This window comes from Pseudomonas sp. EA_15y_Pfl1_P101, from assembly GCF_963970835.1.
In the GTDB taxonomy this organism is placed as follows: Bacteria; Pseudomonadota; Gammaproteobacteria; order Pseudomonadales; family Pseudomonadaceae; genus Aquipseudomonas; species Aquipseudomonas tritici.
In genome coordinates, this window is sequence record NZ_CAXAPA010000020.1 from 63746 (window position 1) to 76413 (window position 12668).

The window sequence follows — 12668 nt, forward strand, 5'->3', positions numbered from 1 at the left end:
GATAGAAGCGGTTTAAGGCAAGAGACGGGCAGGCAACAGGCGCATCAGCTGCATGTCGAACCAGGCGACAAACGCCGGCGACGGCAGCGCATCCACCGCAAGGTACCACCAGTCGGGCTGGGCAAAGGCGCGGCACTTAACCGCGTCCTTTTCGGTCATGACCAGCGGCAATGACGGTGTAAAATTCAGGACTTCGGCGCTGTACGGCGCGTGGTCGGCAAACGCATGGGGTATCGGCTGCCAGTGTAGCGTTTCAAGGGTGTTGAAGAAACGCTGCGGGTTGCCGATGCCGGCGACCGCATGCACCTGCTGGCCCGCCGCAAAGTGATCGACCGGCTGACGCTCGCCGGTCTTCAGATTGACCAGTGCGCAAGGCTGCAAGCGAAAGGCAAAACCATCGTCTCGGTCGCTTGCGGCGCCGTTATACAACAGCGCATCGACACTCTGCAGCCGCTCCACCGGTTCGCGCAACGGCCCCGCCGGCAGGCAACGGCGGTTGCCCAGGCCACGGGCGGCGTCGATCAGCACCAATTCAAGGTCGCGGGCCAGGCGGTAATGCTGCAGGCCATCGTCGGAGAGGATCAGGTCCAGGGTTTCACTGGCCAGCAGCGCCTTGACCGCACGGCTGCGATCGGGGTCGATCACTAACGGTACGCCGCAGCGCTGCACGATCAATAAGGGTTCGTCACCCGCCACTTCAGCACTGTGGTTGGCTTCGACCCGCCACGGCAACTGCGGCGGCTTGGCCCCATACCCTCGGCTGACCACCCCCACGCGCAAGCCGCTACGTCGGCAGTGCTCAATCAACCACAGGATCAACGGCGTCTTGCCGGTGCCACCCACCGTGATATTACCGACCACCACCACGGGCACCGGCGACTGATAGATCTCGCCCTCACCCGCAAGGAAACGTGCGCGCTTGCGCTGCACCACTCGGCGGTACAAGGATTCAAGCGGCCGCAGCAACGTGAGCATCGGATGGCCCTCGTACCAGGCCTTGAGCAAACGATCGGACATGGCCATCAGGGTTGGCTCGCTGCCTCGACGGTGGTCATGCGCAGATGGCTGAAACCGAGCTTGCCGGCGGCATCCATCGCAGTGATCACAGCCTGGTGCTGGGTCTTGCCATCGGCACTGATCGACAGCGGCAGCTTGGTATCGCCGCCGGACTCTTTCTGCAAGGCATCCATCAGGCTGTTGAGATCGTTCTTTTCGAGCAACTGGTTATTCACTGAAAACACCCCGTCGGCGCTGATGGCGATGTCCAGTTGCTTGACCTCCTGGTCTTCGGCCGGCGAACCGCTCACGGCTTCCGGCAGGTCGACGCGCAGCTCGGTTTGCCGGGTAAAGGAGGTGGTGACGACAAAAAACAGCAGCAGGATAAACACCACGTCGATGAGCGACGCGAGGTTGATATCGACATTTTCCCGGTGCTTGCGGCGAAATTTCACGCTTTGCCCCCAACCAGGTCAACGTCACGGTCGCCCTGCACGACTTCCACCAGTTTGATGGCTTCCTGCTCCATGCCGACCACCAGCTCATCGATGCGCCGTTGCAGGAAACGGTGGAAGAACACCGAAGGAATACCGACCATCAGGCCCGCTGCCGTGGTGATCAGCGCCTTGGAGATACCACCTGCCAATACGGCCGCGTTGGTGGTCATGCCGGAGCCCATGAACGAGCTGAAAATATCGATCATACCCAGCACCGTCCCCAGCAAACCGAGCAATGGCGCCATGGCAGCGATGGTGCCGAGGGCATTGATGTAGCGCTCCAGTTCATGGATGACGCGGGCGGCAGCCTCCTCGATGCACTCTTTCATGATCTCGCGACCATGCTTGGAGTTGGCCAGGCCGGCCGCAAGGATTTCACCCAACGGGGAGTTGGCGCGCAGTTCCTTGAGTTTTTCCTTGTCCAGTTGCTTGTTCTTGATCCAAGCCCAGACCTGCCCCAATAGATGCTCGGGGGTGACGCGACTGGCACGCAGGGTCCACAGGCGTTCGGCGACGATGCCGAGTGCGGCGATAGAACTTATGATGATCGGCAACATCATCCAGCCGCCGGATTTGACCAATTCCCACACAGTGAATGCCCCCTTGAAAAAGTGCGCCACTTTACCATATAGGTTCGTCGGCCACAGACCCCATCGGCTGCGGCCACAAGCGCCTAAGGTAACCGTTCACGCCAGAACCTGCGTTGACTGCGCGCAACAACCGGTGGTGCAAATGCCCCCAGTTGCAGGCGCACGGCGCCCTGCTCGGCGCTGTCATAGACCTCGCTGCCCAACCGCTGGTAGCGCGCCATCACCTGCGGATGCGGATGGCCGAACGCATTGCTGCGCCCTCGTGAAATGAGCACAGAACGAGGGGCAAGGCGTTCCACAAACGCCCAGGACGAAGAGCTGCGACTGCCATGGTGTGGCGCCTGCAACCAATGGGTGGGCACTGCCAGAGGTGAGGCGAGCATTGCCTGTTCCGCCGCGCGGTCGATATCGCCGGTCAACAGTAAACGCTCGCCATTGGCCTGCACCTGCAACACGCAGGACTTCGGGTTGCCGCTGATAGCGTCCGGCCACTGCCACAGCTCGAACGTCACATCGTCCCAGGTCCACCGTTCGCCACTGTTGCACGGCTGCGTACCGAGAAACGCCGGCAGGCCCTCGGTTTCCCCGCCCACCACGCGTTTGATTGGCATCCCCTTGGCAATCGCCCCCGCGCCGCCGGCATGATCCGCGTCGGCATGGCTGATCAACATCATGTCTAACGTCTTTACTCCGAGTTTTTGCAGCGACGGCAACACAACGCGCGCGCCCAGATCAAAGGTTCCGGAGCGCGGGCCGGCGTCGTAGAGCAAGGTGTGATGGCGAGTGCGCAAGATCAGCGACTGCCCCTGGCCAACGTCCAACTGCACCACCTCCACTTGCCCATGGGGCACCAGTTCACGCGGGGGAAACACCGCCAGCAACAGCATCGGCAAGCCCAGCAACCGAAATGGCACGCCCTTGGGCAACAGTAACAGCAGCGCACCGAGCAGGCTCAGCAGCCAATACCCCTGCGGTACGTCGGTCGGAATCCAGGCAGGCAGTTGTCCGGCAAGCCACGCCAAGCCCTTGAACAACCCATCCAACGCCCCGCCCGCCAGCCACAGCAATCCCTCCCCCATAAACGGCAACGCCAGCAACGCTGTCCCAAGCAACGCCAGCGGCAACACCACTAGGCTGATCCAGGGCACGGCGACCAGATTGGCCAGCGGCGCACTCAGGCTGATGGGCAACCCCAGCACCAGCAAAACAGGAAACAATCCAACGGCAATCAACCACTGGGGGCGGGTCCACGCCTGCCACACGCTCCACGGTCCCAACCGCCCACCAAACGCCAGGATCAGCACTGCCACCGCCGCAAACGACAACCAGAACCCCGGCTGCAAACTGGCCAACGGCTCCAGCACCAACACCCCATTGAGCGCCAACAGTAACGGCCACCACAGCCCAAGGTGCCGGAAGCGCAGCCGCCATAACAGCACCAGCCCCACCATCACACAGGCGCGCTGCACCGGCACGCCAAACCCGGCCAGCAAGCCGTAACTCAGTGCAGCCGTGAACGCTAGGCCACACGCCCACGGCAGCCACGGCCAGGTTCGGGGCCAGAGCCCATAACGTGCCAACCCGGCGATCAACCCGTAGATCAAGCCCGCCAGCATGCCGATGTGCTGGCCGGATATAACCAGCAGATGCACAGTGCCGGTGTCCTTTAACACCTGCCAATCAGCGGCGGCCAATCCAGAGCCGTCTCCCAGCACCAGGGCGATCAGGCCTGCTTCCCGACCAAAGGCATCCACCGCCATCAAGCGCTGGCGCACGCCGTCCCGCCAGGCGCTGTGCGCCGCAGCCAGACGTTCGCCGTCCTTCACCGTGCCCGTGGCGCCAATACGCTGGGCGAGCAGCCAGGCTTCCCGGTCAAATCCGTGAAAATTCAGCAACCCGGCCGGCCGCTTCAGGTTGATTGCCAGGCGCCAGCGCTCACCGCTGCGCACAGGCGGCCCGCCACGCCAGGACACTCGGATGCGTTTGGGCAAGCGGGCCTTTCGCGACCGGCTGTCGGCCAATTCGAAACGCACCCCCTCGCCCGTTTGCTGCGGCAGCCCAATGACTCGCCCCTCCACCCAACGTGTCTGGCCGTCCAGAGTCGGCTTCAGGCGATCATCCAGCGCCCACTGCGCACTGATGCATGCCCAGCTCAGCCCCACCAGGAAAAACGCCAGTGGGTATGTGCGAAACGGCAACAGCATCAACGCCAGCACCAGCAAGGCGATCAGCCATCCCGTGGGCGGCAATGCAGGTAAAAAACGCAGGGCCAGTAACCCCAGCGCCAACGCGAACATCCCTGTCCTCATGGATCATCCCTTTAAAGTGATCCACTCAGTTTTAGCCGGGCGTCCGACATTGCCTATGATGTTTTGTCACAAAGTCTGAATTTTCTGTTTATAGAATGCGAGCATACTTGCCCCTCGAACTGACCTGGACCCCTTATGCCACGGCGCTTATTCAAACGGTACATGCCTGACCCCAGCAGTATCAGGGAACACAAGTCATTACAGTTTCTCGGCACATTGCTGCATGACCCGAACCTCTGGCACCTCAACCGGCACTCGGTCGCGCGCGCGATGGCCGTAGGTTTGTTCGCGGCCTTTATCCCGATTCCCTTGCAGATGCTGCTGGCGGCCGTCCTGGCGATTACCGTGCGCGGCAACATGCCCATCGCGGTCAGCCTGGTGTGGCTGACCAACCCGATCACCATGCCGGTGGTGTTTATCTGCACCTACATGACCGGCGCGTGGCTGATGAACGTGCCCCCCCGCAGCCTGCCCGACGACCTGAGCTGGGAATGGATCAGCGGGCAACTGAGTACGTTGTGGCAGCCGTTCCTGCTGGGCTCAGTCGTTTTGGGGTTGGTGCTGGGCGCACTCGCCTATTGCCTGACGATGGGCTATTGGCGCTGGTGGGTGGCGCACCAATGGAAACAGCGCAAACAGCGTCGCGCCTAGCCTGTCGTGCTCAGCAAGCGCGCAGGCGCAGGTGCACCCGCAGGCCCTGCCCGGTGTTTTCCGCCCACAGGGTACCGTCCTGGCGTTGCACGGCGTTGCGGGCAATGCTCAAGCCCAGGCCGAAGCCACCGTCGCCGGGGCGTGAACCGTCCAGGCGGGTAAAGGGCGCGAAGATCCGTTCCAGGTCTGCGTCATCGATCCCGCCGCCCTGATCCTCCAGCCACACATGCCAATAATCCCCCTCACGCCGGCCATCCAGGCTGACCACGCCGCCCACAGGCGAATGGCGGATGGCGTTGCGCAGGATGTTTTCCAGGGCCTGCGCCAACGCATTCAGGTTGCCCCGTACCCAGCAATCCGCGCCTAGCAGGCAAGGCAGGCGCGACGCCGGCCAATCGCTCTCAAAACACGCGTTTTCGCGCAACATGTCCCACAACGCCTGAAGCTGGATATCTTCCTGGGGCAGCGGCGCGCGCTCGGTGTCCAGCCAGGCCAGTTGCAGGCTGTCTTCGACCAGGCGCTGCATGGCGTCGATCTCACGCCCCAGCCGCTCGCGCAGTTGCGCCAGGTCTTGCTCACTGTCACAGGCCACCCGCAAGCGGCTCAGCGGCGTACGCAGTTCATGGGACATGTCACGCAGCAACTGCTGCTGCAACACCACAGTGCCCTGCAAACGCTCGGACATGTGGTCGAACGCGCGGCCCAGTTCGCCCAGTTCATCCTGCCGGCTGGTGGCATCGAGGGAAAGCCGCGTATTCAATTGATCGGCGCGCCAGGCATTGGCCTGCTCGCGCAGTTGGTTAAGGGGCATGATCAGCAGCCGATACAAGCCAATGCACAGCAACAGGGTAAACAGGCCAGGGATCACCCCGTTGGTCACCACGCGCCAGAACAGTTGGTAGCGCCCCGGCAAGAAGCGTTGCGGCAACTCGATCACCAGCGAACCCGCGCCGGGGTCGTCGGGAAACGGGATTTTCAGCCATGGCAGGCCGATGACATGCCGGCTCACCGGCCAATCCAGGCCACGCAGAAACGTCAGGCGCTGGCTTTCCTTGTCGGTCAGCGGGTAGCTGCTCAGCGATTGCAGGTCATTCCCGATCACTCCCATCCAGATGGTTTCACGCTTGCCCATCGCGTGCAGCCAAGCGTCGACGCCCGCACTCCCTCCACGACTCCACGCCTGCTCAGCCTCCACCGCGTAACCACTCAAGGTGCTCCGCGCCTCGTCGGACAGGTAGGCGTTCTTCTGTTCCATGTAACGGCCCCATGACCAACTGAGCCAGATCATCAGCAAGCAGAAAGCGATCAGCAGGCAGGCCAGTTTCCAGAATAATGAGTGCTTGCCCGGCAGTCGTTTCAAGGACCGTTCAGAGGCCGTCATCGTGACCGCTCAGCACATAGCCCTTGCCCCACACCGTGCGCACTTCGCGCTCGGAGTAGCCGATGGCCTTGAGCTTGCGACGGATCTGGCTGATATGCATGTCGAGGCTGCGGTCATGAGGGGCGTAACCACGTTGCAACACATGCTGATAAAGGAAGGCTTTGCTGAGGACCTCTTCGCTGTTTCGATGCAGGGTTTCGAGCAAGCGGTATTCGCTGCGGGTCAGGCCGGCGCGGTGCGCCAAGTGGAAGACATCGCACAGTTCGTCGTCGAAGCGCAGGGTTCGCGCATCCTCGCGCACGGGTGCGAGCGCTGGCAGCGGACCACGGTCCAGTGCCACACGACGCAGGATGGCTTCAATGCGCACACGCAACTCGATCATGCTGAACGGCTTGGGCAGGTAATCATCGGCGCCAAGGCGAAACCCACTGACGCGATCGGCTTCGGCGCCCAGTGCAGACATCAGGATCACCGGGATCGAATGGCTCTGGCGCAAATGGGTCAGGATCGACAGCCCATCAAGCCCCGGCAGAAGGATATCCATCAACACCAGGTCGAAGGCCCGGTCGCGCGCCATCTGCAGGCCCTGCTGGCCGTTCTGGCACCAGGTCACATGGAAACCACAGCGCCCCAGGTGCTCATGGACATAGGCGCCCAGCACGGGGTCATCTTCGATGGTCAGGATACTGGGCAGGCCGATTGATGCGGGATTCATTAGTATCTGCAAGTCATTCTCAATGGCCGATTATTCAAGATTACCTTGCCGCAGGCAATCGCCACCGGGCGCCAAATGACCTCAAGATTGCCGTACGTCATTAATTTGCAAGATTCCACGCCGCGCAAATGGCTACACTGCGCAGGTGGCGCGGGCCGGATGCCCGTGCGAATCATAGATATCAATGTGGTGGCAGGAGAGTAGCGTGCTGACAAGAATGGGGATAAAAGGCCGCGTACTGTTGCTGACCTTATTACCGACCAGCCTGATGGCCTCGTTATTGGGGGGCTACTTCACCTGGATGCAACTCTCGGAACTGCAGACCCAATTGCTGCAACGCGGCGAAATGATCGCGGAGCAATTGGCTCCGCTGGTGGCGCCGGCCCTGAGCGCCCGCAACACCGAGCTGCTGGAGCGCATCGCCACTCAATCCCTGGAACAGCCGGACGTGCGCACCGTGGCGTTCCTCAGTCCGGACCGCATCTCCCTGGCCCATGCGGGCCCGACCATGCTCAACCAGGCGCCCATCGGCAACAGTTCCCATTTGTTGCAGCGCACCGGTAATGACGCCACCCGCTACCTGCTGCCGGTGTTTGGTCGTCATCGCAACCTCGCGGGCGACCTGATCCCGGATGAAGCCGACCGCCTGCTGGGCTGGGTCGAGGTGGAACTGTCCCACAACGGCATGTTGCTGCGCGGCTACCGCAGCCTGTTCGCCAGCCTGCTGCTGATTGCCATCGGCTTGATCTGCACCGCGGCATTGGCCCTGCGCATCAGTCGCACGATCAACTCACCAATCGGCCAGATCAAGCAGGCGGTCGCCCAACTCAAGGACGGCAACTTGCAAACCCGCTTGCCTGCGTTGGGCAGCCAGGAGCTGGACCAGCTCGCCTCGGGCATCAACCGCATGGCCGAGACCCTGCAGAACGCCCAGGAAGAACTGCAACACAGCATCGACCAGGCCACCGAAGACGTGCGCCAGAACCTGGAAACCATCGAGATCCAGAACATCGAGCTGGACCTGGCGCGCAAGGAGGCCCTGGAGGCCAGCCGCATCAAGTCGGAGTTCCTGGCCAACATGAGCCATGAGATCCGCACGCCGCTCAACGGTATCCTCGGCTTTACTCACCTGCTGCAAAAAAGCGAACTGACCCCACGCCAGCTCGATTACCTGGGCACCATCGAAAAGTCTGCCGACAACCTGCTGGGCATCATCAACGAGATCCTCGATTTTTCGAAAATCGAAGCCGGTAAGCTGGTGCTCGACAGCATCCCGTTCAACCTGCGCGACTTGCTGCAAGACACCCTGACCATCCTCGCCCCTGCCGCCCATGCCAAGCAACTGGAACTGGTCAGCCTGGTCTACCGCGACACGCCGCTGGCGCTGGTCGGCGACCCGCTGCGCCTCAAGCAGATCCTGACCAACCTGATCAGCAACGCGATCAAGTTCACCCGCGAAGGCACCATCGTGGCCAGGGCGATGATCGAGGACGAGCAAGAAGACAGCGTGCAACTGCGCATCAGCGTGCAGGACACCGGCATCGGCCTGTCCAGCCAGGACGTGCGCGCGCTGTTCCAGGCGTTCAGCCAGGCCGATAACTCACTGTCGCGCCAGCCCGGCGGTACAGGGTTGGGCCTGGTGATCTCCAAGCGCCTGATCGAGCAGATGGGCGGTGAAATCGGCGTCGACAGTACGCCGGGCGAAGGTTCGGAGTTCTGGATCAGCCTGAACCTGCCCAAGACCCGTGACGATGTCGAAGACCGGCCTTGCGCGCCACTGCTGGGCCATCGCGTGGCCGTGCTGGAAAACCACGAACTGGCGCGCCAGGCGCTGCAACACCAGCTGGAAGACTGCGGCCTGGAAGTCACCCCGTTCAACAGCCTGGAAAGCTTGACCAACGGCATCACCAGTGCCCATCAGACCGACCAGGCGATTGACCTGGCGGTACTTGGCGTGACGGCCAATGACATCCCGCCCGAGCGTCTCAACCAGCATCTATGGGACCTTGAACACCTGGGCTGCAAGGTGCTGGTGCTGTGCCCCACCACTGAACAGATGCTGTTCAACCAGTCCGTACCCAACCCCAACAGCCAGTTGCAGGCCAAGCCGGCGTGTACGCGTAAGCTGCGCCGCGCGCTGTCCGATCTGATCAGCCCGCGTCCATCGCGCAGCGAACCGGGCGAGCCGCTGTCCAGCCGGGCGCCGCGCGTATTGTGCGTGGATGACAACCCGGCGAACCTGCTGCTGGTCCAAACCCTGCTGGAAGACATGGGCGCGCGGGTGCGTGCAGTGGAAAGCGGGTATGCGGCTGTCGACGCCGTGAAACAGGACACTTTCGACCTGGTGCTGATGGACGTGCAAATGCCTGGCATGGACGGCCGCCAGAGCACCGAGGCGATCCGCCAGTGGGAAAGCGAGCGCAGCGGCACGCCGTTGCCGGTGGTCGCCCTCACCGCCCACGCCATGGCCAACGAAAAACGCGCCTTGCTGCAAAGCGGCATGGACGACTACCTGACCAAACCCATCAGCGAACGGCAACTGGCCCAAGTGGTGTTGAAATGGACCGGCCTGGCCCTGCGTAACCAAAGCCCGGAACGCCCAACGGACGGCCTCGGCCCTGGCGTGCAATTGCCGGTGCTCGACCATGAAGAGGGCCTGCGCCTGGCCGCCGGCAAGGCTGACCTGGCGGCGGACATGCTCGCCATGTTGCTGGCCTCCCTGGAAGCCGACCGCCTGGCCATCACCATCGCCCGCGATGCCAATGACAACAACGCCCTGATCGAACGCGTGCACCGCCTGCATGGCGCGACCCGTTATTGCGGCGTACCGCAACTGCGTGCCGCCTGCCACCGCGCCGAGACCCTGCTCAAACAGGACGACGCCAAGGCCTTGCACGCGCTGGACGAACTGGACATGGCGATTGCACGGCTTGCGGGTGAAGCGAGGGTCAATGCCTGAATTCATCAACAAGGAAGCCTTTGATGCGCGTCATTCTTTACAGCAGCCAGACCTACGACCGCGACAGTTTTCTCGGTGAACCGCTGCCACCGGGCCTGGAGCTGCAATTCCAGCCTGCACGGCTCAACCTCGACACCGTGGCCCTGGCCGAACAGCACGAAGTGGTGTGCGCCTTCATCAATGACGACCTCAGCGCCGCGGTGCTGGAGCACTTGGCCAAGGGCGGCACGCGGCTGATCGCCCTGCGCTCGGCGGGCTACAACCATGTGGACCTGGCCGCCGCCAAGCGCCTGGGCCTGACCATCGTGCGCGTGCCGGCCTATTCGCCCCACGCGGTGGCCGAACATGCGGTCGCACTGATCCTCGCCCTCAACCGCCGCCTGCATCGCGCCTACAATCGCACCCGCGATGGCGATTTCAGCCTGCATGGCCTTACCGGTTTCGACCTGGTGGGCAAGACCGTCGGCGTGGTCGGCACCGGGCAGATCGGCGCGACGTTCGCCAGGATAATGGCCGGCTTCGGTTGCCAACTGCTCGCCTACGACCCCTTCCCCAACCCGCAGGTCCTGGCATTGGGGGCGCGCTACGTGAGCCTGCCTGAGTTGCTGGCCCAGGCGCAGATCATCAGCCTGCACTGCCCGCTGACCGCCGACAGTAAACTCTTGATCAACGCCCGCTCCCTGGCACAGATGCAGCCGGGTGCGATGCTGATCAACACCGGTCGCGGCGGGTTGGTCGACACCCCGGCGCTGATCGAGGCACTCAAGGACGGCCAACTCGGCTACCTCGGGCTGGATGTGTATGAGGAAGAAGCGCAGCTGTTTTTCGAGGACCGCTCCGACCTGCCGCTGCAGGACGACGTACTCGCGCGCCTGCTGACCTTTCCCAATGTGATCATCACCGCCCACCAGGCGTTTCTCACTCGCGAAGCCCTGGCGGCCATCGCCGGCACCACCTTGGCCAACATTGCAGCATGGGCCGATGGTCGAGCACAGAACCTTGTCGAAGGATGATCAGCGGTCACACACCAGGCTCATGATAGGCAGGCACCCGTGATAGGATGCCGCGCCTATTTGGAGGATCCATGGCCGAACACGATTTCCGCTTCAGTTTGCTGAGCCCGCAACACACCCTGATCGAATGCCGCGCCCTGGTGCCGGGCCGTTATCAGGTGACTGGCAACGGTGGTTCGATCAAGCATGGCGACGTGCTGATCGTCACCCTGCGTGGCAGTAAAACCCTGTCGATGCGCCTTACCGTCGAAGGTGACGCACGCTACTCCATCCGCCCGGCCGGCCAATGGGTCGCCATGGCCCAGGGGCCGAAATTCGGCGAGTTGGAGATTCACACCTGGAAGGTCAACTGCGACAGCTGCGATGCGGTGTTGGCGTTCGAATTCGCGGTGGAAACCAAGCTGACCAAAGAACCCCTGCAACCGGCGGCCAATGCGCGCATTGCCGACTTGGGCTGGGCCAGCGAAGGCGACAAGCACCGCTGCCCGAAATGCCAGAAGGCCGCGCAATGAGAGGCCTGCTCTTGCTCGCCGCCCTCGGGGCGGCCCTGACGGGTTGCGCCGGGGACGCGGTCACGCTCAAGCGGGATCATAGCTACGTGGTGGAATGGATTGGTGAGCGGCCGTTGATGGATTACGCGCACCTGACCGTCACCCTCGGCACCGATGGCCGCGCCTACGGCAATGGCGGTTGCAACCACTGGTTTGCGCCGTACACGATCAAGGGCAACAAGCTCAGCTTCGGCAAGATCGGCAGCACCCGCAAGCTGTGCGCCGAGGCGTTAATGGAGCAGGAGCAGCGCTTCTTCCAGGCCCTGCAAGGGGTGCAGCGCTGGGATGTCTCGCCGATCGAGCAAACGCGTTTCTGGCCGGCCGAGGGCAAGCCGATTCGCCTGTGGCTGGAAGAAGGCTAATTTCACTGCGCACTGGCTTTCCTGTGGGAGCTTGCCTGCGATGCAGGCGACTCGGTGTGTCTGTGGTACCGAGTCGATGCGATCGCAGGCAAGCCAGCTCCCACAGAATCAGCCACGTAGAGCCTTCAGCTTAGCCAACACCCCTTCCGCCGTCTGCTCACCCATCAGTTGCTCGCGCACCTTGCCCTTGTCATCAATGATGTAGGTCACCGGCAACGCTTCGCTGCGCGGGATATCAAAAATTCCCTCCGGGTTCTGCGCCAGCACGGTGAACTTGATGCCCAGCTTGTCACTGGCGGCTTTCAGCTCTTCACCCTGCACGTTGTCAAAATTGACCCCGAACACCCCTACGTTCTGCGCCTTCAGCTGTTCGGCCAAGGCATTGAGTTCAGGAATTTCCGTGCGGCACGGGCCACACCATTCGGCCCAGTAATTGACCACCAGCCACTGCTTGTCCAAGCGTTCGGCCGCCACTTTCTGGCCATACTGGTCAACGCCGTAGTCATTACCGCAGCCGCTGAGCAGCAGGGTTGTGATGATCGCCAATGCACCGATCAGTCGCTTAGTCATGGGGTAATCCTTCGCAAAAATGAACGTTGACTGCGACCTATCGCCTCTTACGGTTTAAGGACGGGCCGTAGCGC

General features: G+C 62.5%; 12 protein-coding genes. 5 read left to right on the forward strand and 7 right to left on the reverse strand.

Annotated features, from left to right (window positions below):
• Window positions 1-12 precede the first annotated feature (12 nt).
• The 4 genes from lpxK to AACY36_RS25330 form a co-directional block, all read right to left on the reverse strand.
• A complete protein-coding gene (lpxK, locus tag AACY36_RS25315; RefSeq protein ID WP_339428208.1) occupies window positions 13-1023 on the reverse strand; it encodes a tetraacyldisaccharide 4'-kinase in 1011 nt (336 codons plus the stop codon).
• Window positions 1023-1451 carry an ExbD/TolR family protein gene (locus AACY36_RS25320; protein WP_339421069.1) on the reverse strand — a complete coding sequence of 143 codons (429 nt, stop codon included), beginning with the start codon at window positions 1449-1451 and terminating at the stop codon, window positions 1023-1025. Before AACY36_RS25320 ends, lpxK begins: the two co-directional genes overlap by 1 nt.
• Window positions 1448-2083 (reverse strand): MotA/TolQ/ExbB proton channel family protein, encoded by a 636-nt coding sequence (locus AACY36_RS25325; protein WP_339421067.1) that lies wholly within the window; start codon window positions 2081-2083, stop codon window positions 1448-1450. Before AACY36_RS25325 ends, AACY36_RS25320 begins: the two co-directional genes overlap by 4 nt.
• A gap of 83 nt (window positions 2084-2166) precedes the next feature.
• Window positions 2167-4392, reverse strand: coding sequence for a DNA internalization-related competence protein ComEC/Rec2 (locus AACY36_RS25330; RefSeq protein WP_339428207.1), 2226 nt, complete (start codon window positions 4390-4392; stop codon window positions 2167-2169).
• Between the two features lie 135 nt (window positions 4393-4527).
• On the opposite strand from AACY36_RS25330, the gene AACY36_RS25335 reads away from it, so the two are divergent.
• A complete protein-coding gene (locus AACY36_RS25335) occupies window positions 4528-5043 on the forward strand; it encodes a DUF2062 domain-containing protein (RefSeq protein WP_339421063.1) in 516 nt (171 codons plus the stop codon).
• 10 nt (window positions 5044-5053) lie between these two features.
• Here the strand turns inward: AACY36_RS25335 and AACY36_RS25340 are convergent, their stop codons facing one another.
• Entirely contained in the window at window positions 5054-6424 is a 1371-nt protein-coding gene (locus AACY36_RS25340) for a sensor histidine kinase (RefSeq protein ID WP_339421061.1), read from the reverse strand.
• The gene (locus AACY36_RS25345; protein WP_339421059.1) at window positions 6411-7139 is read right to left on the reverse strand and encodes a response regulator transcription factor; all 729 of its coding nucleotides are present in this window, start codon (window positions 7137-7139) and stop codon (window positions 6411-6413) included. Before AACY36_RS25345 ends, AACY36_RS25340 begins: the two co-directional genes overlap by 14 nt.
• Window positions 7140-7344: 205 nt before the next feature.
• Between AACY36_RS25345 and AACY36_RS25350 the strand changes: the two genes are divergently transcribed.
• The 4 genes from AACY36_RS25350 (at window position 7345) to AACY36_RS25365 (ending at window position 12024) form a co-directional block, all read left to right on the forward strand.
• Window positions 7345-10098, forward strand: a complete 2754-nt coding sequence (locus AACY36_RS25350) for a response regulator (protein WP_339421058.1) — start codon at window positions 7345-7347, stop codon at window positions 10096-10098.
• A 23-nt stretch (window positions 10099-10121) separates the two neighbouring features.
• Window positions 10122-11111, forward strand: coding sequence for a 2-hydroxyacid dehydrogenase (locus tag AACY36_RS25355; RefSeq protein ID WP_339421056.1), 990 nt, complete (start codon window positions 10122-10124; stop codon window positions 11109-11111).
• A gap of 71 nt (window positions 11112-11182) precedes the next feature.
• Window positions 11183-11623 carry a hypothetical protein gene (locus tag AACY36_RS25360; RefSeq protein ID WP_339421055.1) on the forward strand — a complete coding sequence of 147 codons (441 nt, stop codon included), beginning with the start codon at window positions 11183-11185 and terminating at the stop codon, window positions 11621-11623.
• Window positions 11620-12024: an META domain-containing protein gene (locus AACY36_RS25365; protein ID WP_339421054.1), complete on the forward strand. Its 405-nt coding sequence runs from the start codon at window positions 11620-11622 to the stop codon at window positions 12022-12024. Before AACY36_RS25360 ends, AACY36_RS25365 begins: the two co-directional genes overlap by 4 nt.
• A gap of 108 nt (window positions 12025-12132) precedes the next feature.
• Here AACY36_RS25365 and AACY36_RS25370 read toward each other — a convergent pair whose 3' ends face one another.
• Complete coding sequence (locus AACY36_RS25370) at window positions 12133-12594, reverse strand: TlpA family protein disulfide reductase (protein ID WP_339421053.1); 462 nt, start codon at window positions 12592-12594, stop codon at window positions 12133-12135.
• Between the last annotated feature and the right edge of the window lie 74 nt (window positions 12595-12668).

Bases quoted from the DNA above. Each gene is read 5' to 3' on its own strand.
- lpxK (WP_339428208.1), bottom strand. From the start codon at position 1,023: ATGGCCATGTCCGATCGTTTGCTCAAGGCCTGGTACGAGGGCCATCCG.
- AACY36_RS25330 (WP_339428207.1), bottom strand. From the start codon at position 4,392: ATGAGGACAGGGATGTTCGCGTTGGCGCTGGGGTTACTGGCCCTGCGT.
- AACY36_RS25335 (WP_339421063.1), top strand. From the start codon at position 4,528: ATGCCACGGCGCTTATTCAAACGGTACATGCCTGACCCCAGCAGTATC.
- AACY36_RS25340 (WP_339421061.1), bottom strand. From the start codon at position 6,424: ATGACGGCCTCTGAACGGTCCTTGAAACGACTGCCGGGCAAGCACTCA.
- AACY36_RS25345 (WP_339421059.1), bottom strand. From the start codon at position 7,139: ATGAATCCCGCATCAATCGGCCTGCCCAGTATCCTGACCATCGAAGAT.
- AACY36_RS25355 (WP_339421056.1), top strand. From the start codon at position 10,122: ATGCGCGTCATTCTTTACAGCAGCCAGACCTACGACCGCGACAGTTTT.
- AACY36_RS25360 (WP_339421055.1), top strand. From the start codon at position 11,183: ATGGCCGAACACGATTTCCGCTTCAGTTTGCTGAGCCCGCAACACACC.
- AACY36_RS25365 (WP_339421054.1), top strand. From the start codon at position 11,620: ATGAGAGGCCTGCTCTTGCTCGCCGCCCTCGGGGCGGCCCTGACGGGT.
- AACY36_RS25370 (WP_339421053.1), bottom strand. From the start codon at position 12,594: ATGACTAAGCGACTGATCGGTGCATTGGCGATCATCACAACCCTGCTG.